The following is a 24,419-nucleotide window of genomic DNA, read 5'->3' on the forward strand; positions in this document are numbered from 1 at the left end:
AACATTATTATCATGATATCAACAAATAAAATACTCATCATAACCGGCGATGCCGGTGAAAGTTTTGAAATTCTTTATGCATCGCACCGGTTAAAAGAAGCAGGTTTTGTTCCTGTGATAGCAGCACCCGCCGTAAAAAAATTGAACCTGGTAATGCATGATTTTGAACCGGGGTGGGATACCTATGTAGAAAGAAAAGGTTATCTCGTGGAATCGGATATTCCATTTGATGATGTAAACGCGGCAGATTATGAAGCTGTGTTAATACCTGGAGGCAGGGCGCCGGAATATTTACGCAACGATAGAAGAGTAATAGAAATAGTAAAGGAATTTTCAGAGAGTGACAAGTACGTATTTGCTATTTGCCATGGCGTACAGGTGTTGGTAACTGCAGGTTTGGTGAACAAGAAAAAAATCGCCTGCTATGAGCATGTAAAGTTTGAAGTGGAGTCCTGCGGTGGTGAATACATAACACCTGATGAAGCAGTACAAGATGGTAAAATTGTTACGGGGAAAACCTGGCAGTCGCACCCGGAGTTTTATAAATTGGTTTTTAGCTGCCTGGCAGAATCAACTGAAAGCATAGCTCGCCCGGCTCTTATTAAATGATAATTTATAAAAAATACAACCAGCAGGAGCTGGACCTTCAATACAATAACCGGTTTCATGTTCCCGGTTTTGAAAATTATCTGCAGCGATGGGAAAAGCTAAGTAGTAGTGCTCGGAAACAATACAAGGTTTATCAAGACATCCCTTATGGCGACAGATCCCGTGAGTGTTTAGATATTTTTTCTTCACCCAATCCGTTTTCAAAAACAGTGGTCTTTATTCATGGTGGATATTGGCAAAAGTTTGATAAAACTTTATTTCATTTTATTGCCGGGGCTTTTGTGAGTTATGGAACTACGACCGTGTTGATAAATTATCCGTTGGCTCCAGATGTTTCTATAGATCAAATAGTGAAGTCATGTTCGGAAGCCATTAGTTGGATAAATAAAAACAGTGCATCATTCAATGGAGATGCTGATCAAATTTACATTGCCGGGCATAGCGCCGGGGCACATCTTGCTGCTATGTTAATGACAGCTGAAGAAAAACAAAAACACAGAACATCTATTAAAGGAGTCTGCGCCATTAGCGGGCTGTTTAATTTGACACCTATTCAGCTTTCCAATATTAATGAAGTGTTGAAGATGGATAAGGAGACTGCGATCAGAAACAGCCCGGTTTTCAAAGAACCTGTTGAACAATGTCCGTTACTAGTCGCAGTGGGCGGCGAAGAAACGAATGAATTTTTAGATCAAAGCATGGAACTCTATAGTAAATGGAAGAATAAAACCAGTTCTATAGAGCTTATAGTAATGCCCGGCCTGAATCACTTTTCACTTCTTGATTCATTTTGTGATGCAAATTCTTTACTGCATCAGTCAATGTGCAAACTGATGAAGATGTAATTTGCTTAACATGAGTTTTGGATGTTCTAACATTCTAACATCCCGTAGGGATGATTCGTGGGTAAAAATCAATGTAAACAAGCACGATGCGTCCCGATAGGGACGCTTGGTGCAAACCTTTATTAATAACTACTACCCACGATTTGTCCCTACCGGGACAGTTATAGCATTCATACTCATTAAAAACATCCAAAACTCATGTTATTTAATATACCGGCTTGCCCAGGTTAAAAACGTCGGCCAGTTAGGTCCCGTTGTATGCCCGCCGCTATGTTGACGAAATGCAATCTCACCATTGGTCAATGTTGTTTCGAGAGGAGGGAATTCAATTGTACCCAGATCTTTTTTCCCTAAAAGTTTATAAACAGGTCCTGCATGCACACCACCCAAAAACATTCCTTTGGCATCAACCCATTGTCCTTCTACGGAGGGTGAGCCCGAACTGATGAAAACCGGTCTTGGAGCACACAAAGCAACCAGTTCATGTGCATCAACCCGTAAGTCATTTGCAGTAAACGGCCCTGCATATTTTATGAAGTTGCCGGCAAACCAATGATAGCCTCCTGATGAAGCAAGGTTTTCTACCTGTTCACCAAAAATGCGTCTTAATATTTTTACACCTCCTGCACCGGATGAACCAATGAATCCAATTGCAATGCGCGGCTCATAGGCCATGGTGACAACCGCTGCCTTTCCATATCTTGATAATCCTTCAATTCCTATCTGTTTTGCATCAACCGCTTTATCTGTTTCAAAATAATCAATGGCACGGCTGGCGCCCCATGCCCATGCACGGAGTGCACCCCAGTCATTGGGTTTGCGAGGTTGGCCTTTATTCACTAAACCGATGATGCCTTGTGTTAATCCAGCACCGTTATCAGCCTGGTAACTGGTTGGAACCAGTATGGCAAACCCCCATCCTTTTTCCAGCACTTGTTCCTGCCAGCTTTTCTGAGGTGTTGTTCCAACGGGTGGTAATGGAAACCTAAAACCAGGAGGAAATACAAAACCAAATTCCATCATGACAGGAACGGGTTTATTACTATTTTTCGGAACAGTTAATGAAAGCTGTATATCCACTTTAAGTTGCGGATAGGATGAATTGTCAACATGCCCCAGTAAATTTTTTGTGATTGCTTGTGTGTTGCCAAACATTGTATCAACCGTGCTGACTACTTCCCAGTTTACTTTCGGTGTGTTCTTTGGAACACGGCCGTAAATTTCACGGTCAAATTCTTCTGCAATTTCAGGACGGCGTTTCTTCCACCAGGTCTTTGCATCAGTTACCTTCTTTCCGTTTTTTAACACTAATGGATCGGGCAAGGATGCGTATTGTGTAGCTTTTGATTCATCTGTGTTGGCAGCATTGGGTGCAGAAGGATTACCTGATGGTCCTCTGCGTATGGAATCAATCTTTAATAGAGCAAGCATATTTTTATAATCAGCCTGTGTAGCTTGTTGTATTGCCTTGTTTTGTTTATCTCTCACTTGCCATTCGTTGACATGTTCCGCCACCTCCAGCATGGTGCCGATCATTAAGTCATTTTCATTTTTCTTCAGGTACTGAAGCAGTTCACGATGTGCTTCTGTTGAAACATTTATATTATGCTCTCCACCCACGCCATGAAATAATATCACCAGCAATGAATTTGTTTCAATCGCCTTGTTTACCCATTCAATCATCTGTGCGCCGGTTTCTCCATTTACCGCATAGCAATCCACATTGTACAAATCAATCTCACCGATCTTGTGCATTTCATGTCTTACGGCCCTTGCTGCCGCAAAATCATTTTTCATTCCCTTGATAAATAACGAGTCGCCAATCTTCATATCGCCGCAGGTAAATGCAAATGTTCTTTTTGTTTTCCCATCTATCGCCTGTAGAAAGACATTGGTCATTCTTACTTCATTCACCATTCGCTGCAGGGAATATTTGCTCATGTCTGTTTCGGCGCTTACCCACTCTCTTCCTTTGCCACCGATGCAGGGATGAAATAACGTGTGATTGCCCAGTTCATGACCGTTGGCAGCCGCTTTTCTCCAGTCAATGATCCTGTTTGTGCTGCCGGGTGCAAATGCTGTGAGGTAAAAGGTTCCTTTCAGTCCTAATGAATCGAGCAGGGGAATGGCGTTATCCAGGTGGACATTTAATGCATCATCATAGGTGAGTACAACGGCAGCTTTCTTTCCACGCCAGGGCTGGTTGAATTGGGCTGAAGCATTTAGTATGGTAATAAGAATGATAAACAGCAGGCAAGACTTTTTCATCTTTAACGTATAATTAATGAATATTCAATTTACTTCCGATTGTATCGGAATCAATGTTCAATGCACAATCAATATCGTTTAGTTAAGCTCCGTCCGGAGCTGCCTGCTTATTAGAAACAATTAGTTAGACCGTAGTGGCTCCATTGGAGCCTGCTGTTTCGTTTAGGCGACTCCTACGGGAGTCTTTATAAATGAAACAATGGGTTTCTAATAAACAGGATGCCACTACGTGGCGCTAAATATGCCTACTAAACGACAATGGTCAATGAATAAACTCACAATATCTTAATATCGCAATGTCGTAATGCCCCATTTCGCTGTTCCTTTCATAACTCCCCTTTAGGGGGTGGGGGTATCAGTTCTGAAGGGCGATGCCGGTAATCCTTCTTTGTTGTATAGATTCGGATTCACGGGGTTATCGGCCCAGGCATAGCGCACATACAAAGGGTCGGTGAGATCATCGCTCCATACAATTATCTTATCGCCTTCTATTTTCACTTTTGCCCATACAAATTTTTTATCCGCACCTGCAATGGCAAAGGCCCCCTCCAACTCCCCCGAAGGGGGAGAGATAAGGGAAGAGTCTTTGAATATCAAGCCGCTTCCAATATGATCAAACGTAATGATGATTTTATTGCCTTCTTTTTTGAACGATTGATAAATGGGGCCGGAATAAACTATGTCTTCTTTGTAAACAATCTTTTTTGCTGCTAACGCCAGTCGTTCACCTACGTCTTTCTTATTGTCGGGATGGACATCATTCCATTCTCCCAGATCAATCGCAACGGCCATCGCTGTATTAGAAACAGACAATGCTTTCAGTTGTGCTTCTCTCAATACAGCCCATTTACTTTCCGAAGGCAGATAGTTGTAATCCATAAAACCCGGAAGCTGCACATAGAAAAAAGGCAACTCTCCCTGTTTCCATTTGCTGCGCCAGTCATGTATCAGCGCCGGCAACAACTTTGCATACTCGTCCGGCCGGCCCGCATTGCTTTCACCCTGGTACCAGAGTATTCCTTTGATGTTATAATTAATAACCGGCGCTACCATGGCATTGAATAAAGCTGTGGGCTGATGGGTTGCGTTGATCCCTGTAACCGCATTCCTGTTATTTACCGGTTCAAATACCTCGCCTACTTTATACTGCCAGTAACCTTTCAGATCAATGCTGTCTTTTCCTGCAAAGAGACAATAAGGTTTGTCGGGAACAAATCCTCCTTTGCCACCTGTGTTTGTCACCCTTATGACAAAAATGTTTTTACCAGCTTTCAATACATCCGCTGGTACATTGTACCTGCGCTGTGGATATTGATAAGCGGTACTGCCAACCTGCTTGCCATTGATATATAAAACATCGGCATCCACAATTCTTCCTAAAAAAACGCTGGCTGGTTTACCAATCATCGAGGCCGGCACATCAATTTCTCTTCTATACCAAACCACGCCGTTTAACTCTTTAATGCCCTGGTCCTCCCAATAGCCGGGAATATTAATAATGTGCCAGTTTTTAGGAACATAGGAAACGTCAAACCATTTTTTTTCACTCATCATGCCCAGGTCTTTTGAGGGATTAGCTTTTATGCCTGCGGCTGCAGCCCGGTTGGTTTGATTGACGTAAGCCGTGTCTTTATTTTTTTGTATAGTATTGATCACTGAGGAAAATTCTTTCAGCCCTTCTTCACTGGTCCATGCTTCAATGGGAGTGCCACCTACGCTGGCATTGATGATACCAATCGGCACACGGTACTTTTCATAAATCTTTCTTGCAAAGAAGTAGGCAACCGCAGAAAATGGTCTCACATCTTCACCTACAGCAGATTTCCAATAACCAGTTGGTAAATCATTTTGTGGTGTTTGTAAGTTAGTGAGTGTTGGAATCCAAAATTGTCGTATCTGCGGATAGTTGGCTTCGGCTATATCTTTTGCATAGGTTACATCATGAATATTCATCTGGTGTACCATGTTCGACTGGCCGCTACAAAACCATACATCGCCGAAAAGAATTTCTTTCAGTGTGATCTTATTGCTCGCAGTAATATCAATGGTATAGGGGCCGCCTGCTTTGGTCGGAGGAAATATCACTGACCATTTGCCGTCTGCACCCGCCTTTGTTTTATAAGTTTTGCCATTGAACTTAACATTTACTTTTTCATTGACAGCAGCCCAGCCCCAGATAGTTGCTTTGGTATCTCTTTGCAGGATCATGCTATCCCTTACGATTTGCGGCAGCCTTGCCTGCGAAAAAGTTAGAGACGACTTCAGCAGGAAGAAGACAATAGTTGTATTTATTATGACAAACTTCATTTACTTGAATTAATTATTCTCTTTTAGGCAATGTCATTTAGTTAAGCTCCATCAGGAGCTTCCTGTTTATTAGAAAAATATTTTATTTAGCCGTCATAGGCTCCATCGGAGCCTCCTGTTTTATTTTAGGCGACTCCTACGGAGTCTCTTACAAATGAAACAATGTTTTTCTAATAAACAGGATGCCACTACGTGGCTATGATGATATCTATCTAAACGCATCTTCTTTTTGGGTTAGGGATATTGGGTATTACTGACAAATGCAATTTTCTTACTATCGGGTGACCAAGATGGAACATTGATGGTACCCTGCCCACCATATACATAAGCAATCGTTTTTGGCACACCGCCACTCGCCGGCATCAGGCGCAAATAAACTTTCTGATACCAGGGATGATCAGTGGCACTGACATCTTTCGGATACGATAAATAAACAATCCATTTGCCATCGGGTGAAAAATGCGGGAACCAATCGTTGTATTCATCAAATGTTACCTGTTCGGGGTTGCTGCCATCGGGTTTCATACGCCAGAGTTTCATTGTTCCTGTTCTGGCTGAATTAAAATAAATCCACTTGCCGTCAGGGCTATACTCCGGCGAATCATCCAATGTGGGCGTATTGGTCAATTGTGTTTCCTTTTTAGTTGCAATATCAACGGTCCAGATATCGAATTGATTTTTTCTTTGTCCCGTAAAAATTAATTTTTTCCCATCCGGTGACCAGCTATGCAAATAGGAATGGCCTGACTCAGGTGAAGTAATTTGTACAGGATTATCTGAACCCGTTACGGGTAATGTAAATAAAGTTGAAGTTCTTTTTTCGCCCGCATGGTGGCTGATTGCTAATTGCTTTCCGTCGAATGAAAGAACATGATCATTGTTATTCTGGTTAGCAAAACCGGTGTTTAGTTTACTTACCGTATTAGTGGAAAGATCCAGTTTGTACAACAAGCCTTCGGAATTATAAATGAGATGTTTGCCATCTTTTGTCCAGTTGGGAGCCTGCAATGAATTGGATGCACTGTACAAAATTTTCCGGAGACCGGTAAACACATCCATTACTTCCACATGGCTGCCGATATAATCACTGTAAGGCTTGAAATCTTTTGGAGCAGGTATGATGATGCGGACATTGCTGAAAACAGCTTCTTCGGTTATATCTTCATTATGAGAACAAATAAACAGACCTGCATACACTTCTTCATTCAATGCGATTTCTTTCGAAGCGGATTTATAATTTTCTCCCGGGGTGGCTGCAGAAAAAGTAAACACATTTCCTGTACGTTGCAATTCGATGTGAACAGGATTGTTGGATGTCAGGGTGACCTGCTCTGTCTCTGCCCCATCAGATTGCCGGTATTGCAATGATGTCAACCCATCCCCATGCACACAAGCATCTGCATAACGGGAATCGGTAGTAAGTTTATCTCTTGCAATGATGCCGATCTTACGATGCGCATCAGTGCCTTTGCCAATGAAACGAATAGTGGCAGAAATAATAAAATCGCCTTTGATCTTTTTCCATAAAAAATGAAACTGGTCGGACGCAGCCCACATGTTGCTACCGGAGCCACGCATGATGTACTCCTGTGTGTAGGTATTGTACACGACACTCCCGGAATTTTTGGGATTGCCTACATCTTCATGGTTTTCGAAAATGCCGGTCTTTTGCGAGAAAACCTGGAGAATGCAGATAACTGTGATAAAAAGTAAAGCTGTTTTTTTCATGCATTATTTTTTATTGTTTTGTTTGACACATGGAATTCGACATGAAATTTTCATCGGCGATTGGTATAATTTGCCTCGAAAATTTTAAGTCTCATTTCATACAAACTATATTTAAGTCTCGCAATTAGTTTCTCCATTGAAAAGCGAAATATTCACATTGTTCCTTTCCTGTATTCAGCAACGCATGCGGAATGCGGGAAGAAAGAAATATCAAATCACCCGGTGCTGCGGGAAACAGTTTTCCATCTATATGCATCGTTACATTTCCCCGCAATATCAAAATGATTTCTTCCTGCACATGTGTATGCGGCGCATGGCTGACTGAATCGGCATTTAAGGCTGTGGTGTGCATTTCAAATTGTGCCAGCTGCGATGTGGGCCGGTTGAAAAAATCTCTGCGGTAGCCCTTGCCCGTATTATTTGTTTTCAACTCATTCCAGTCAAGCGTAAAGGAGCCGCCGGCTTGTTTTCCCCTTTGCTGATCCGGCAACCTGCCTTTGTATTTCAATATATAATACGTCGCATTTGCGTTGCCTGCATTTTCTATTCCATGTTCATCTCCGGGCATGGCAAAGGCAATGCTGCCGGGACCTACTATTTTACTTGTTCCATTGATGGTGATCTTTACGGTTCCTTCTTTTATAATTATCAATTCTTCCTGGTTGTCATGTTTGTGTGACGGGTGAGGGGCTTTGCCGGGTTCCAGCGTGGAAGTATGTATTTCAAAATGAGAAAGCGAGGTGGTGCTGCCTTCCAATATTTGTCTTCTTATCCTTGTATCTTCTTTTACAAGCTGCAGGCCATTCCAGTGATACACACGGGGATGAAGCGAGTCATTTTGCTGTGCCTTTGATGCGAAGACAAGGAACATAAGAGGCATTAAAAAAATATATTTCATTGCATACCTGTTTGTTTCAATCGTTCGATGCATCACTTTATGACCTTAGTAGAAAAAAAGATGAATGAAAGCCCAACCTTATTACCTTATTTCGGCTTGAAATAAGGTTTTTAGTTTTGCTTCTTCATGCTACTAAGGTTTATTCTTTGCAATTCTTAATAACCCTATCTCTATAAAACAATTACTGTCACCACATTAATATTATCAATACCTAAATACTAATCTTATTGTTTGATTGTATTTTGACTTGAGGATAAGGTTGCTGTTTCCAATGCCTTGGTCGTTGTATAATACTTCGCCAGCATATTCGGCACTTCCCAGGCTGGCATGTTTTTATTTTTTAAATAATCCAGAAACTTTTGCATTACTCTCGCAAAATGCGCTTCATGTCCTTCTATCAATTGTGCCGGCAATTTAATATTCCATCCTTTCGCAGTCTTGTATAATTCAACACCGGGAAATTTTGTACTTATTTTTTTGAAATGTTCTTCCAGTATTGCTGCATACGATCCATCACTGCTTACGGGTTCGATATACAGCACAGGTTTATAATTTTCTTCTTTACCCTGGCGGATTACCAGGTTGGCCTTTGTTCCCCGCATGATGGAGTAATGGGTGTCGCCGGTTCCTTCCAGAGCTTTATAGTTCCAGATAACGGATGTTTTTGCGTGCACGCCTTTGATCGTATAGTTGATCTCGCCGTTACAATACACTTGTAGTATTGAATCGCTGGAAACATTTTTGGCCAGGTAGGAGGGGAAGCTATCGAGTTTTGTGATGGCTTTAAATTCTGAAAGGTTCATTGCTGTTGTCCATCTTTTAGCAGTGTTGATGGAAATATCTTTGGTATAATCGATGACCTGTTCGGGGAAACATTCCCATTGCACCAGATCAACGAGGTGTGTCATGACATCCACGATGCCTTCGCCCTGCTGCGATACGTCCATGAACCAGCCTGGTCTTGTCAATATATTGCCGGAAACATATTTATAAAAATGATGCACACTTTCTTTGGTGATAGCGGGATTATCCGGTGATCCTTTTTCAAGCTGACCAAATATTTCCGGTATCATGGAAAGCTCCAGCTGCAGCAGCGTAGTGATCTCGAACCGTTCGGTCATGATATCATAGAGCAACAAATTGTTTTTCTTTGCTATGTTGAATGCTTCTTTCAATTGTTCAAAGCCTTTGCCATCGATCACCATAGGTTTGTCGGCAAATACATTCAATCCATTTTGCAGTGATTTTAAGATGTAATCGGTTTTCTTTTGGTTGTTACCAGATAAGACTACCACATTCCCTTTCTTTTCCGCAATCATCTTTTCAAAAAAATCAGCACCGGTATACACTTCTTCTTTCCAGCGGGTGGGTGATTCGCTTCTTGTATTGTATGCGTTGATCCTGTCAAGATGCAGTTTCAGGTCGTTGCCTTCCGGGGCATACACATGCACAACCGAGTCCACATCTTCATACATTGTCTTTTGCACCAGGGCAGCATGAAAATGCCCGGGATCGAGGGTGATGAGCTGAACGGGTTTTGTTGTAGCCATTTTATTATTCGTACAGGAAACTAAAAATAGAATGCTTATGACACGAATTTGCCAGGGAACATTGATTTTTTTTAAAGCTTTCATTTTGGAGATTAATTATTTTTTCAAAGTAGATAAGGTAATAAGGTTAGAGTTGCTTTCCGCTCTATTTCCACTAAGGTAATAAGGTTAATTGCGACCGATTTAAAACCTTATTGCGTTAGTAACTACAATTATTAAAAGAATTCAACCTTATTTGCTTATTCACTGTTCGCAATTTTTATTTCCGGCACATTATAAAAAGCTCAATAGCGAACAGAACGATAAACGGAGCGTCGCAAGGGACGATCAATCAGGGAACCGAATCCGGCAACATAAAAATTCTAAGCCTTCACTTCATATCCCTTACGTTGCGTACGACTCAGCATTTTATTAGCCTCATCATCATTCTTAAATTGCTCTTTTAGCGGGTCCCAATATATTTTTCTTTTCAGCTTCATCGATATGTGATGTAGCAGGCAAGCCGAGCAGGAACGATGGGCTTCCTCGGCTGGTGCGATCGTTGCTTTATTATCACGAATAGCTTCCAGCCAATTGCCATGATGATCTTTACTAACAGGAAGATGAAATTCTTTTTCACCAATCACCGAAGTAAGAATCTTTGGATCGCTGGCATCAATCTTCTTTGCCTGCACAGCACCGGCACCGGGATCGCTGCTCGTTGCCTGGTAGTCACCTCTCGAAACAAAGCTCCAGCCATCAGTGCCTTCAAACTTTATCCCGTTTGGAAATTCATTACTTACAATCATCTTTACACCATCGGCATATAAAGCCTGCGTTTTAAAGATACCATGTACATCCCATAAACCACCGGTTGCAAACTCGGCTTTATCACACCATATTTCCACAGGGCCACTGCGTTCCATCCCCATGCCCCAATGCGCCGAGTCGATATGATGAGCACCCCAGCCCGTGATCATACCGGCGCCAAACTGTTCGCAACGCAACCAACCGGGCCGTCCATATCCCTCTTGTGGATGCACCCGGTCGTCGGTATAGTACACCATTGGTGTACTGGCCAGCCACATATCATAGTTCAGATTTTTCGGCACGGGCATCTCTGCTGTTTTGCCGCCGGGCGGATCACCGGGCAAACCAACATACACCGTTTTCAATTTGCCAATGCGTCCGTTGCGCACCAGTTCTGCACCATAGCGAAATTGTTCTGCGGAACGTTGCTGACTCCCGATCTGGAATTTCACCCCGCTGCGCTGCACTACCTCACTGATCACTCTTCCTTCCTGTATGGTGAGTGATGCAGGCTTTTGCATATAGATATGTTTTTTGGCATTGGCCGCTGCCACACCAATCAGGGCATGGGTATGATCCGGGGTGCTGATGAGCACGGCATCAATGTCTTTATTGTGCAGCAGTTCACGGTAGTCAGTGTAGACCTTTACACCATCGTAGGGTTTGCCATCTCTTTTACTGTAATATTCATTCACTAAAATTTTGCCTTCTTCAGCTCTTTTGGAATCTACGTCGCATACAGCCATCAATTGGGCATAATCATGTTTCCACACTCCCGGCATATCATGACCGCGGGAGATGCGACCGGTACCGATTGCCGCTATATTGATGCGATTGCTTGGTGCATTTTTTCCAAATACACTGACAGGAACGATAGAGGGAAAGCTCATGGCTATCGACGTACCTAAAGCAGTTTTTGCCGTGTTGCCAAGAAATTGCCTGCGGGTTTGTTTACTTTTTTTCATCCTGTTATTTTATATGATGAATTATTTTATGTTACCAGCTTCAGTAATTATTATCATCGTCCTTTGCGCCTGCCCCGATGAGGAGCGAAGCGACGGAACTCGGGGTCGCACACTTGTACTTCCTGTTCTCTATTCGGTCTCATCTCTCTTATCCCTTCTCCACTCCATCGACAAGCTCAGGACAAGGGACGGTACTGCATTGCAAATCCAAACTACATATCTACCACATCAGCATTATATCACTACTCAACATTTTCGAAGACCCCAATAATTATTTTGAGTCGTCGAAAAGCAGGGGCAGTGTGTTGTTCCTCTCCGCCGCGGCGGAGAGGTTAGGTGAGGCCCTATTCAGCATTTTCGAAAACTCCGATATGATGTGGAATCTCCAAAAAGCGAGGGCTGCGCACCAGCAAGCCCCCTTTAGGGGGCTTGGGGGCTTGCAAAACTCCCCCATGCGTTTTCCGCTTTTTCCCTTGTCATCTTCCCATTAAATACAATCAATCTATATTTTAACGTATAAGTCTTTCCCGGTTCCAGTAACCAGTCTTTATCTTTTGTCGGTGCAAAATTGGCAAACACATCACCTCTTCCACCATTTGCTTTCTTGTCCCAGATACGTAAGGGCTCGGGGTGATTATAATTCGAAGGATGCGATAGCATTACGATACCGCCTTCATCGTTACCCGGTAAGTCGCCATACACTATGATCCATTTTCCTTTTGTGTTATCCGTATTGTCTCTCGTTTTTCCTTCAGAGGTTAGCATTTCCGAATTATCCTTGTTCCAGTATTCGGTAGCCCGCCATCCCAATCCTGCATAGCGATAAGCGAGAATCAACAGAGGACTTTGCGAAGCGCAACTCATTTTGGAAGTAATATCAACGATGTAATAATTACTGTCGGGTTTCGGGTTATAAACCCGTACTGTTTGCAATTCATTTAAAGCAACTTTTTCGGAACCATCTTTTTTAAATACCACATGTTCATGTAAAGCCGTAAACTCAGAAAATTCCAATGCAGTCGTTTTCGAAATAAATTTTACAAAGCGAACAGTCCCTTGCCGGCCTTTTATGTTCCAGAAATCGACGGTGTCATTTTCAAACAGGGTATGTGTCCAGGGATTCCAGATACCGTAGTGGTGATAATGATCGGGTGGCTGTATCCGCGTCAGCACCTGGCCATGCGGCGTATAAAGCGGATGGATAAAACCACTTCGCTTATAGTTAGTATCCTGGCCCGCAGGCGGGTACACGGTTTTATACTGGTAGCTCAGCAGATCTTTATTGCCTGCACGAAAGGTGAGGGTGCCATTGTTATCATTCAACTCCATTTTTTGAGCCAGGCTTTTCTGGGTTAAAAAGCAGGTAACAATTAGAGATAGTAAGGTAATTCGATTCATCATGGTTATAAAAATGAAATGGTTTTGACAAGTACATTGCTGGTCGTCTTATTTTTTACTCCCGGTTGCCCGCCACCAACGCTGATAGAAATTTTTCCCTTTAATGGTTTCAATCCGCCTTTGCCATCCGTAACGGAAAGGTCTTCAGGCGTTTTTATTCAATGCACTCAGAACTTCACTACTTCCCAAAAGGCTTTCTTCGGTTTCAGCTCTTTATCAAACAACAATGGGTAATCTTTTCTTTGCGGCACGGGAAAATTATCCAGCCAACTGGTACGGTCGCTGATATTCCAGAACGTAACACTGGTCAATACATTTTTATAATTCCTGAATACACGGAATAACATCTTATACATTTCAGCCTGTTTGGCCTCCCGCTCTGCTGTATAGTCTGCATCGGCATCCTCCGGCTTTCTTTCCCTGCGGCTATGCTCTTTCGGGTAAACGGAAATATCGAGTTCTGTTACCTGTACCTGTAAACCGAGTCCTTTGAATTTTTCCAGCGTGGCTGTCAGCACTGCTTCCGTGGGTTCATAGATGGACCAATGTCCCTGCAACCCGACGCCATGAATAGGGACGCCTTTATCCTTCAGACCTTTTACCAGTTTAAAAATCTTGTCTCGTTTTACCGGGTTGATTTCATTGTAATCATTATAGAAAAGCAACGCTTTTGGATCAGCTGCATGTGCATATTCGAATGCTTTGGCAATAAACTCTTCACCACAAATCCGGTAGAAGGCAGAATTTCTATAAAACTCGTTGGGGCTATCAGAGATTACTTCATTTACCACATCCCATGCATAGATGACATCTTTGTATCGTGTTACTACAGTCGTGATATGTTGTTTCAACCGCTGCAATAAAACTTCTTTGGTAACGGTATCACCACTGGCATTGGTGAAAAACCAGCGTGGCGTTTGATTATGCCAGCATAAAGTATGTCCACGCAACTTCATATTGTTTCTTTTGGCAAAGGCAGCTATCGAATCACCGCCGGCCCAATTGTATTTATTTTCTTCCGGGTGTACCGGGCCCATTTTCATGGCATTTTCCGGGGTCATACTTCCGAATTGCTGCACTATCAGTGACGCTTCGTCTGTCTGCAGGGCCAGGGGAGATACGGCCACACCGATAGTAAAATAGTTTTTGTAATAATCTTTCAACCCTTTTTCCTGTTGTGCTATGCAGACAACCAGTTGCGTCATAAACAGGAATGTCACAAAAACATTTTTCATCTGTATATTTTTTTATTTGATTTTGGTCCCGAACCTGTTCGGGAAACTTATCATGGACGTTTCATTTGCTTTCATTTTTTGCGACAGAAACTATTTATGTGCTGTCAGTGTCTGTATGCTTCCATCTTCATTAAACCTCAACTCTGCTACTTTTACATTTCTCAAATGTGTTTTGCCGCTCAACTGTACATCATGATAAAACAAATACCACTTGCCATTGAATTCAATGATGGAATGATGATTGGTCCATCCGTCAACAGGATTTAATAATACTCCTTGATAAGTGAAAGGTCCGTAAGGATTGTCACCGGTGGCATAACAAAGAAAATGCGTATCACCGGTTGAATAAGACAAGTAATATTTGCCATTATACTTATGCATCCAGGCTGCTTCAAAGAAACGCTTGTCGTTATCTTTTTCCGTAAAAGGTTTGCCATCTTTGTCAACGATCTTTATTTCTTTTACCGGTTCAGCAAAACTTTTCATATCCGCACCCAGTCTTGCTATTCTTGATAAGATGGCTGGCTCTTCGGGTTTCCGGTTGCCGGCGGCCGAATCATATTTATTATTGTTCCAGCGTTGCAGTTGTCCGCCCCAGATCCCACCGAAATACATATAATATTTTCCATCGTCATCTTTAAACACGGTTGGGTCGATACTGTAACTATTTTTGATTGGCTCCTTCTCTGCGGTAAAAGGCCCTTCGGGTTTGTCGCTTACAGCCACGCCAATTTGAAAAACACCCTGTTTATTTTTTACGGGGAAATACAAATAATATTTTCCGTTGGCAAAAGCTGCATCGGGCGCCCACATTTGCCGGCCTGCCCAGGGAACATTTTTAATATCCAGCGCTACACCATGATCCGTAACGGGTCCTCCAATGGAGTCCATCGACAACACATGGTAATCCCGCATATCAAAATGACTTCCTAAATCATCTTCTTTGGTGCCGGTAGCTGTATCATGCGAAGGATAAATATAAATACGACCATTGAATACATGGGCTGATGGATCTGCGGTATAGATATGCGAAACCAGGGGTTGTGAAAGATATTCTTTCTTAGCCTCCTCCGTTGTGGTATCAGCAGCAGTCTGCTCTTTTTTTTCTTTTGATTCATTATTGCAGCTTAGAATCATGGCGACAATAAAGACAATTGGAAATATCTGTTTTTTCATTTTATGGAGTTGTATTTAAGATAATTATTGTGTTTGTTGTTGTATTTTCTATCTCCCCATTAGGGGATGGGGGTTAAAATCCAATACTGTTGCCACCATCTACGGGCAATACGACGCCGGTGATATATTTTGACGAATCGCCGGCCAGGAAAAAAGCTGTTTCGGCTATATCTGATGGCTGACCCATATGGCCCATCGGTGTCCGGCTGAATACTTTTGCTTTTCTTTCGGGATCTGCGTTTAGGGCTGCATCCGTCATCGCCGTTACGATAAAACCCGGAGCAATAGCGTTTACCCGGATGCCTTTTGGCGAAAGTTCTACGGCCATGGCTCTTGTCATTCCTTCGATGGCCGTTTTACTGGCACTATAAGCCACTACCAGTGGGATGCCATACTGTGCCGCCATCGAACTGATATTGATGATAGAACCTTTTCCTTTGGACAGCATGTGTTTGGTGACTTCTCTTGAAATAGCAAACACCGAACAAAGATTGGTGGTAAGCACCAATTGAAATTCTTCATCCGTCACTTCTGTAAAATCTTTTTTCATATTGATACCTGCGTTGTTAACAAGAATATCAATATGACCAAACTGTTTGATGATCCCATCAATTAAACCGGGGATGGATTTTAAATTGCTGATATCACATGGCACCGGGTAGCACAATTCTCCAAGCTCGTTTTTAGCTTCGGCCAGTTTTTTTTCATCACGGCCAATGATGATGCTGTGAATGCCTTCGTCGACAAACTTTTTGGTAATGGCAAAGCCCAAACCCGAACCACCACCAGTGATAACAGCTATCTTTTTATTTTCTTTGGTCATACATTTTTATTTATAACCGGGCTGTTCAGAACGAAATCAGTTTCCCGGTGCATAAGGAAATTTTAGTTTTTTATAATAATCTAATGTTTGGCCGGGTTGTTCATATTTGCCAGGTATTGGCATGCCGCTGAATGACTGAAAGTAAAGCAGGCAGGCATTTCGCCACCATACCGCTTCCTGTTCCTGAATGGCCAATAACATTTTAACCTGGCGGAAGCGTTCGGCGTCAAGATATTTTTCCAATAAGTTCCATTGCTGCTGCATGTTCCGGATATCACTAACTCCTTTATAATAATGATAGCAGAGTTCGTCCCACAGCGACCTGCCGGATTTCATCGGATGTTTCCAGCTCACATGATGAAACCATAACAGGTATTTTTCATCACAGGTGTTCGGGTCTTCGAATTGCTTTCTTACTTCCGGCGCATATTGCGCTAAGGCATTAGAACCTTTAGCCGTACGATCAAAGCCTATTCCGGTGGAATCTGCTTTATGATAATAAACAGGATTCCAGTCTGGCCGGGGTAAATTATTGCTCCAGGGCGCGGGACCATAATGGTGGCCGTTGCCCATGATATGATGCAGACCCAATGGCGTCATATAATTTACCATGGTTTCATGTGAGGACAGCATGACTTTTTTTGTTGCTGCAATGAAACCTGCATTGTTATTGAAAGTCTGTCGTATCCATTCATCCGCTATTGCTTCACTACTGAGTGTATAATCCCAGGCGAGCCGGCCAAACGCATACCAGTTAGCTTGCCCAAACAGGTGACCTGTCCAGTTCCTGTCATTACCAATATTAGCAACCCCGGCTATTCCATTCAGTGAGAAGTTATATAAACTTCCATCTACTATTCGAGAAACCAATGACCCTTTGCCTTTTGCCCAGGTATCGGCATCCAGCACTTCTTTAAACATGGGTGCTTCATACACCAGGTGTGTTCCTTGACCAAGATATTCCTGCGTGAGTTGGAATTCCATCATCACGGGTGTTTTTTTCATAGCGCCGAATAATGGTGAGAAAGGTTCTCTTGGTTGAAAATCTATCGGGCCATTTTTTACCTGCACCAATACATTTTGTTTAAACTTTCCATCCAGCGGTTGGAATTCTTCGTAAGCCTGTTTGAAACGATCATCCGACTGTTCTCCATACACAAATGCACGCCACATCACGATACCGTTAAATGGTTCCAAAGCATTGGCAAGCATATTGGCGCCGTCAGCATGTGTGCGGTGATAGTTTTGCGGACCGGGTTGTCCTTCGGAATTTGCTTTTACCAGGAAACCGCCGAAGTCGGGGATGAGTTCATAAATTTCCTTCACTTTATCGTTCCACCATTGCCGCACCGTATCGTTTAATGGATCAGCTGTTTTTAAACCGCCTATTTCTATCGGCGCACTAAAGCGGGCAGTGAGATAAACTTTGATCCCGTAAACCCGGAAGAGGTCAGCAAGAGCTTTCACTTTTTCGAGCCATGGTTTTGTCAATATGTATGCATTGGCATTTACATTGGTAAGCACTGTTCCATTGATGCCAACAGATGCATTTGCTCTTGCATAATCAATATATCGCTGATCGATATAACCCGGTAAGCTGTGCCAGTTCCAAATGGAAAAACCGGCATAACCTCTTTCTACGGTGCGATCTAAATTATCCCAATGATTTAATACCCTGTTTTTTATTTTAGGCATGCTTACAACAGCAAGTTGGGTGATTGACTGCTGTGTTTGTAACAAACGGAGAAAATGAAACACGCCGTATAAAACGGCTTTATCAGTATTCCCCGCGATAGCGATTATTTTTTTTCCGCCTGTTATTTTAGTTTGAATAAGAAATCCTTCGCCGCCTAATTTTTGTAAGTCGTTAGAGGATACGAGTGATTGAAGGGCAGGAGATGAGGCCGACGTTCCGGCTAGAATGCATTTGTCTGTTATTGATGACAAGCCAATCGTTTTTTTTGCCAGCAAGCCATTCAAACCATTGTATAATTCTTCTTTGGCCGCTTTTAAAGTAGCAGTAGTGGCATTGATCAAAACTCCTGAAATCGTATTCCGGTATTGTTGAAGCAGTGCAGCATTATCTATTTTATCATAGCGAAGCCATAGCCGGTAACCGTCCTCTGCATTGACAGTGATGGTACAAAGCAACCATATGAAAAGAAATGTTTTTTTCATAGTGAACGGCGATGTTTAAAATTGCTTTGCTTTTTTAACGATGACTTACGGATGATCAGTTCCGATCTCACCACGATGGTTTGTGTATGCCTGATATTGGATCGCCCTGTTAAATGACTAATTAAATTGCGGGCCGCTATTTCTCCCATATCCATCCCCGGATAGTAAATAGTGCTAAGCTGCGGTTCCACGATTTTGCTGATCGCATCATTGTTAAAGCCTACTATTGCTATATCTTCCGGGATGCTCACACCATGATCTTTCAATGTCTGCATGCAAACCGCCGCTGAAAAGTCGTTGGTGATAAAAGCTCCGTCGGGCATTGGTTTCATTTTTAAAATTTGGAGTGCCGCTTCCACACCGCATTGTTCGCTAAGGTCTTTTATCAATACCAGGTCTTTTTCATAGCTGATGCCGTTAGCAAGCAGGGCTTCCATATATCCCTTATGACGCTGGGCGTACACATTTCGCTTCAGGTTTGCAGTAACCAATATTATTCTTTTACAACCCTGATCAATTAAATGCTGTGTGGCCTCATAGCCACATTTATAATTATCAATAACGACTTTGGTCGTTTCACTGTTTTCCTCCACCCGGTCAAAAAAGATAACAGGAATGCCTTTGTCTTCAAGCGGCTTGAAATGATCAAGTCCGGTTGTATCAAATGCCAGCGAAGCGATCACTCCATCAACCCGCTTGTGAAAAAGATTCAATGCATTGGCCGCTTCTTTCTCATAGCTTTCCGATGAATGGGCGATGATCAGGTCATAACCTGCGTCTGTCGTCACTTTTTCAATACCGGCGAGCACAGAGGTAATGAAGTTACTGTTCAATTCATGTACAATAACTCCGATAGTATTTGTTTTTTGTTTGCGCAGGTTGCTGGCAAAATTATTATGCCGGTAACCCAGCTCTTTAGCGGTGTCCTTTATTTTCTTGCGGGTGTTTTTGTTGATCGCGGGATGGTCCTGCAAAGCACGGCTTACAGTGGTTGATGAAAGGTCAAGCTGCTGGGCAATATCATAAATAGTAATGTCTTTTTTCGGCTTCATTTTGCAATCGGTTGCATAAAAATCGAAAAAAAATGATCAATTACAAATTTTTATTTTTTTAACGATGAATCGCGGATGATAAGATCCGCACGAAGGATGATGGTATTAGTTGTCTTTACATTGGAAATACCGGCAAGATGGCCTATCAAACTGGTGACAGCGGCCTGGCCTATGTCATAACCGGAATAATTAACCGTCGTAAGATTGGGTTCGATGATTTTGCTGATGGGGTCATTGTTAAAGCCGGCAAAAGCGATGTCAGCGGGTATTTTTATCCCGGCTTCCTTCAATCTTTTCATACAAAAAACAGCGGCCGTATCGTTGGCAGAGAAAACAGCATCGGGTTTCTTCGCCATTTTCAAAATCAGTTCAGCTGCCTTATTACCGGCATCCTCACTCAGGGTACTAATAAAAACCGATTTCTTTTCATCGAACGGCAGGTGGTGATCAGCCAGGGCTTGTTTAAAGCCGCGAAGCCTGTCAGCATACACATTGCGCAACGTATTGCCACCAAGGTGCATTAGTCGGCTGCAGCCCTGATCTATCAAGTGTTTCGTGACATCGTAGGCCGCTTTATAGTTATCAATTACAACACTGGTGCTGTCATTGTGCGGATACACCCGGTCAAAGAAAACAACCGGGATGCCTTTCTTAAAAAAGGGCTCGAAATGATCGATATTCTTTGTGTCATAGGCCAGTGACGCCAGCAATCCATCCACCCGTTTGTTGAACATGGTCTGCACATTTGATACTTCTTTTTCCAGTTTTTCAAGCGACTGGCTGATGATGAGGTCATAGTTTTCCTGGCTTGCCGCATTTTCCATACCCGCTAAGACAGACGACATGAAATAACTGTTTAACCTTGGCACTATTACCCCGATCGTATGAGTTTTCTTACTGCGTAAACTGCTGGCAAATGTATTGGAGCGGTAACCCAAAACGCTGGCAGCATCGGCTATTTTCTTCCGCGTATTCTTATTAATGGCAGGATGACCTTTCAGCCCGCGGCTAACGGTGGTAGCCGAAATGTTCAGGTGTTTTGCAATATCATAGATCGTTATTTCTTTTTCATCCGCCATGCTTAGCCATTGTTTTACAAATAAAAGAAGCATTATTCAAAAAAAAAATTGCAATCGGTTGCAATTTTCAAAAAAATGTCTTTACATTCGGATTGCCAAATCAATTTCATGCTTGCCATAACTACAAAAAGAAATCTGTTGAATGAGCCGAAACCCTCTCCGGAACAGGGTTTCGTCCTTCTCCCCATCTTCACCCGGGGTCTTTTCCTTTTTTTCTTACTTGTTTTTAGCGCAATTGCCGGACTTGGGCGGCTACAAATCAGTCACCCGCTGCGACGGCCTGGGCTGACAATGGTTGGCTGAAATGATTCCATCCCGATGAAACAGAGCTACCAGTAAAAATTTTGACAAGTTGGTTACCAACTTTCTAAACTTAAACTCAAAAAAAATTGCTGTTTATGAAAGTTTTATTCAGAGAGAACTTAAAACAAACCTGCCCGCCAAAAAACCGGCTATTCGAAAGAGCAATAACCTGGTTATTATGTTTCCTGCTTTTCGCTTTTGTGTCGACGCCTGCGTCAGCACAAGGCAACATTAGTGTGAAAGGCCGCGTCACCAATGAAAACGGCCAGGCTGTACCAGGAGCCTCTGTTACAGTAAAAGGTTCTTCATTGGGAACAACGGCAGATGGCAATGGTGATTTTAGTATTAATGCGCCTGCCAATGCAACGCTGATTATTTCTGCCATCAATTATCTCGAACAGGAAATAAAAATAAGCAACCGGCAAACGGTGAACATTGGTCTTACTTCGCTGGCGAAGACAGAGACCGAGGTGATCGTGGTAGGATATGGAACGCAGAAGAAAATAGATGTTACTGGTTCCGTGACAAGGGTTAATCTTGAAGCAATGGGCAATGCGCCTAATACTAATATCGGCCAGTTTCTCCAGGGAACGGTGCCGGGATTGAATGTCGGCTTATCAACTTTTGCAGGGGGTACTCCTCCTATATCCATTCGTGGTCGGGTTACAATTAACGGCAGCCAGAGTGTTTTAATCATCATAGATGGGGTTCAATACACCGGGTCATTATCTTCTATCAACCCTGATGATATTGCATCAATTGATGTGCTGAAAGACGCCAGCTCAACAGCTGTATATGGCGCACAGGCAGCGAACGGGGTTATTCTTATTACTTCCAGAAAAGGTAAGTATAATCAAAAACCGCGTATAGCTTTTTCAACTGCTTATACCACTCAAAACCCAACTGTTGATCTGCGACCGTTAAACCGTGAGGAATACCTGGAACAATTTAAAGACGCCTTTTATACCCAGGCTTTTATGGGTCCCGATTATACACAACCCAATCCGGCCTTTAATGTTGCTGCAGTTATGGATCCCACAATGGTTAATGCAACAAGAACAGAAGTACTGCCCAATGATTTTGATTGGTGGGATGCCGGAGTTAACACTGGATCTATTTTTGAAAACACCCTTAGCTTTTCAGGCGGTGGTGATAAGGTTACCTACCTCCTGTCTGGCGGACTGGTAGATCAGAAAGGCTATATAATCAATGATAAGTTTAAAAGAAAATCAATCCGGGCCAACCTGGAAGTGAGGCCGGTGAACTGGTGGAAAGTGGGTTTGGTATCATCCGGTTCTTTCGTTAACCAGGATGGGGCAGAGCCTTCGTTAGGTAATTTGAGTATTGCATCTCCGGTACTGGTGCCATTTGATTCAGCCGGTAATATTATACCCTTTCCAACCAATACCGTAGTGCCCAATCCCTTTAATACCTATTATGTGGATGATTACGACAGGCACCAATACTACTTTGCCAATATTTATTCTGACCTGGATATTCCTTTTATTAAGGGGTTAAATTATAGAATGAATTTTGGAAACAACTACAGAACTGATCAGCATTATTACGCCAGCAAATTTGATGGTGGATTGCAGGGCCGTGCCTATAAAGAAAACCAGACTTATTATGATTACACATTTGATAACATCCTTACCTATACCAAAAATTTTGGCCGGCATGATATAACTGCTACAGCCTTATACGGAGCCATTGAAAGAAAATACAGCAGAACTTTTGCTGAAGGAGTCGGCTTTTCACGGCTTAACCTTAGTTATAACGATCTTTCAAGCGCCACCACTAAGAATATAACTACCAATGCAAATACTGAAGCCCTGAATTATCAAATGGGAAGGGTGAACTATAAATATAATGACAAGTATCTGCTAACAGCCACGGTGCGCAGGGACGGATATTCTGGTTTTGCCGAAAACTTTAAGAGTGCGGTCTTTCCAACTGTTGCGCTTGGCTGGATTATTTCAAGTGAGAAGTTTATGGCTAATGTAAATGCTGTTAACTTTCTTAAGCTAAGAGCCGGTTATGGAGCAATAGGCAACCAAACCCAAAGGTATCAGTCACTTTCCCGTGTTGGTACAAATTCTTCCTATGTTTTTGGTGATGGTGGCGGTACAGCATTTGGTCAACAGGTAAATTCTCTTGAGAATCCGAACCTGAAATGGGAAAAGACAGAAGGTGTGAATTTTGGCCTGGACTTTACCCTTTTGAAGAACCGCTTAACAGGTACCCTGGACTATTATAATAATAACACCAAAGACTTATTGTTTGATGTGTCTATTCCTTCTGTTACAGGTTTTCTCCTTATAGCTTCAAACGTTGGAAAAATTAATAACCAGGGGTTTGAAGCCGGACTCACTTATAAAATAATTGACAAAAAGGATTTTACATGGTCTTCCACATTTAATTTCTGGACCAATACAAACAAAATCAAAAAACTTACCGGTGTGGATGCAAACGGTGATGGTATAGAAGATGATCTTGTGTCAACTGGTTTGTTTATTGGTAAGTCCATCCAAACTATTTTTAATTACAAGGTTGAGGGCATTTACCAGTTAAATGATACAAGATTACCAGGCTTTCCCGTTGGTAGTAACAGGATCGTTGATCTTGACAAAAACAATGACATTACTGCTGCCGACCGGATGTTTCTTGGCCGGCAGGAGCCTGCTTACCGGATGAGCTGGTACAATACGTTCTCCTATAAGAATTTTTCTTTAAGCTTTTTCTTCAACTCAATACAGGGAGGAAAAGATGGATACCTTGGTGATAATACACGGGAGTATTTTCGTGAAGACAATTCGGTTCGTAATAATGAACTGAATGCAGTTGATTTCTGGTCGCCCCGGAATCCTGGCGGCAAATATCCCAGAAACATCTCAGGCGGCCGCACTAAAGTAGCTGGTAATAATTATGAAAGCAGAAGCTTTGTAAGATTACAGGATGTTTCTCTTTCTTATAGCTTATCTCCTAAAATTCTTGAGAAAATCAAAGCCCAGGCGATCAATATTTATGTGAGCGGAAAAAATCTTGCTACATGGACCGATTGGGAAGGCTGGGACCCGGAGTCTCTTGTTCCTGTTTTTAGGGATGGCAGGACTATTGACGTTCCAGACGGGCTTTTATTAGACGGAAGGCCGGCGCTAAGGGCAATTACGGTCGGAGCTCATATAACTTTTTAATTAAACACCGGTAAAAATTATT

16 protein-coding genes are annotated in these 24,419 nt (G+C 42.5%); 3 read left to right on the forward strand and 13 right to left on the reverse strand.

Annotated features, from left to right (window positions below; genetic code table 11):
• The first annotated feature begins 12 nt into the window (after positions 1 to 12).
• Together P2W73_RS02025 and P2W73_RS02030 are read left to right on the forward strand one after the other, a co-directional pair.
• Positions 13 to 609 carry a DJ-1/PfpI family protein gene (locus P2W73_RS02025; protein ID WP_276500308.1) on the forward strand — a complete coding sequence of 199 codons (597 nt, stop codon included), beginning with the start codon at positions 13 to 15 and terminating at the stop codon, positions 607 to 609.
• Positions 606 to 1,454 carry an alpha/beta hydrolase gene (locus P2W73_RS02030; RefSeq protein WP_276500309.1) on the forward strand — a complete coding sequence of 283 codons (849 nt, stop codon included), beginning with the start codon at positions 606 to 608 and terminating at the stop codon, positions 1,452 to 1,454. The genes P2W73_RS02025 and P2W73_RS02030 overlap by 4 nt, the downstream gene beginning before the upstream one ends.
• Before the next feature lie 201 nt (positions 1,455 to 1,655).
• Here the strand turns inward: P2W73_RS02030 and P2W73_RS02035 are convergent, their stop codons facing one another.
• From P2W73_RS02035 to P2W73_RS02095, 13 genes are all read right to left on the reverse strand, one after another.
• The gene (locus tag P2W73_RS02035) at positions 1,656 to 3,722 is read right to left on the reverse strand and encodes a polysaccharide deacetylase family protein (RefSeq protein WP_276500310.1); all 2,067 of its coding nucleotides are present in this window, start codon (positions 3,720 to 3,722) and stop codon (positions 1,656 to 1,658) included.
• A gap of 339 nt (positions 3,723 to 4,061) precedes the next feature.
• The gene (locus P2W73_RS02040) at positions 4,062 to 6,029 is read right to left on the reverse strand and encodes a sialate O-acetylesterase (RefSeq protein ID WP_276500311.1); all 1,968 of its coding nucleotides are present in this window, start codon (positions 6,027 to 6,029) and stop codon (positions 4,062 to 4,064) included.
• Between the two features lie 234 nt (positions 6,030 to 6,263).
• A complete protein-coding gene (locus P2W73_RS02045) occupies positions 6,264 to 7,757 on the reverse strand; it encodes a TolB family protein (RefSeq protein ID WP_276500312.1) in 1,494 nt (497 codons plus the stop codon).
• 124 nt (positions 7,758 to 7,881) lie between these two features.
• A complete protein-coding gene (locus P2W73_RS02050) occupies positions 7,882 to 8,655 on the reverse strand; it encodes a cupin domain-containing protein (RefSeq protein ID WP_276500313.1) in 774 nt (257 codons plus the stop codon).
• A gap of 224 nt (positions 8,656 to 8,879) precedes the next feature.
• The gene (locus P2W73_RS02055) at positions 8,880 to 10,289 is read right to left on the reverse strand and encodes a putative oxidoreductase C-terminal domain-containing protein (protein ID WP_276500314.1); all 1,410 of its coding nucleotides are present in this window, start codon (positions 10,287 to 10,289) and stop codon (positions 8,880 to 8,882) included.
• Positions 10,290 to 10,567: 278 nt separating this feature from the next.
• A complete protein-coding gene (locus P2W73_RS02060; RefSeq protein ID WP_276500315.1) occupies positions 10,568 to 11,959 on the reverse strand; it encodes a Gfo/Idh/MocA family protein in 1,392 nt (463 codons plus the stop codon).
• 420 nt (positions 11,960 to 12,379) lie between these two features.
• A complete protein-coding gene (locus tag P2W73_RS02065) occupies positions 12,380 to 13,360 on the reverse strand; it encodes a DUF6807 domain-containing protein (RefSeq protein ID WP_276500316.1) in 981 nt (326 codons plus the stop codon).
• Between the two features lie 164 nt (positions 13,361 to 13,524).
• Positions 13,525 to 14,592, reverse strand: coding sequence for an endo-1,4-beta-xylanase (locus tag P2W73_RS02070; protein ID WP_276500317.1), 1,068 nt, complete (start codon positions 14,590 to 14,592; stop codon positions 13,525 to 13,527).
• Positions 14,593 to 14,682: 90 nt separating this feature from the next.
• Positions 14,683 to 15,768, reverse strand: coding sequence for a glycoside hydrolase family 43 protein (locus P2W73_RS02075; protein ID WP_276500318.1), 1,086 nt, complete (start codon positions 15,766 to 15,768; stop codon positions 14,683 to 14,685).
• Positions 15,769 to 15,841: 73 nt separating this feature from the next.
• Positions 15,842 to 16,591, reverse strand: a complete 750-nt coding sequence (locus P2W73_RS02080) for an SDR family NAD(P)-dependent oxidoreductase (RefSeq protein ID WP_276500319.1) — start codon at positions 16,589 to 16,591, stop codon at positions 15,842 to 15,844.
• Positions 16,592 to 16,627: 36 nt separating this feature from the next.
• Positions 16,628 to 18,769, reverse strand: a complete 2,142-nt coding sequence (locus P2W73_RS02085) for an alpha-glucuronidase family glycosyl hydrolase (protein WP_276500320.1) — start codon at positions 18,767 to 18,769, stop codon at positions 16,628 to 16,630.
• A complete protein-coding gene (locus tag P2W73_RS02090; RefSeq protein WP_276500321.1) occupies positions 18,766 to 19,821 on the reverse strand; it encodes a LacI family DNA-binding transcriptional regulator in 1,056 nt (351 codons plus the stop codon). Before P2W73_RS02090 ends, P2W73_RS02085 begins: the two co-directional genes overlap by 4 nt.
• A gap of 50 nt (positions 19,822 to 19,871) precedes the next feature.
• Positions 19,872 to 20,933: a LacI family DNA-binding transcriptional regulator gene (locus P2W73_RS02095; protein ID WP_276500322.1), complete on the reverse strand. Its 1,062-nt coding sequence runs from the start codon at positions 20,931 to 20,933 to the stop codon at positions 19,872 to 19,874.
• 365 nt (positions 20,934 to 21,298) lie between these two features.
• Here P2W73_RS02095 and P2W73_RS02100 point away from each other — a divergent pair, with 365 nt between their 5' ends.
• A complete protein-coding gene (locus tag P2W73_RS02100) occupies positions 21,299 to 24,397 on the forward strand; it encodes a SusC/RagA family TonB-linked outer membrane protein (RefSeq protein WP_276500323.1) in 3,099 nt (1,032 codons plus the stop codon).
• The last annotated feature ends 22 nt before the right edge of the window (positions 24,398 to 24,419 follow it).

The organism is Terrimonas pollutisoli (genome assembly GCF_029360765.1).
In the GTDB taxonomy this organism is placed as follows: Bacteria; Bacteroidota; Bacteroidia; order Chitinophagales; family Chitinophagaceae; genus Terrimonas_B; species Terrimonas_B pollutisoli.